The following is a 251-nucleotide window of genomic DNA, read 5'->3' on the forward strand; positions in this document are numbered from 1 at the left end:
ACGTGCTGCACAGCCCGCTCTCCTGCTGCTCCTGCAGCAGGCGGTAGCCCTGCCACAGGAAGCGGGTGTCGGTGGTGCCGTGCGTCGTGGTGACGATTTTGTGCGTACGGCGGCCCAGCGCGTCATTCAGCAGACGCCCTTTGGCATCGTAGCCGTAGTCCGCCTCACCGCGCAGGGTGTCGCTGACGCCGGAAAGCTCGCCGCGCCCTGGGTGCGGCGCACCTCGCGGTGCAGGCGGTCGCGGGTGAACT

The 251-nt window shown here is 69.3% G+C and carries 1 pseudogene; it reads right to left on the reverse strand.

Features of this window, described 5'->3' with window-relative positions:
• Positions 1-251 (reverse strand): annotated as a pseudogene (locus tag LDK53_RS22920) (hypothetical protein); the annotation flags it as partial.

Origin of the sequence: Enterobacter sp. K16B (assembly GCF_020216105.1) — a bacterium.
Classification (GTDB): Bacteria; Pseudomonadota; Gammaproteobacteria; order Enterobacterales; family Enterobacteriaceae; genus Enterobacter; species Enterobacter sichuanensis.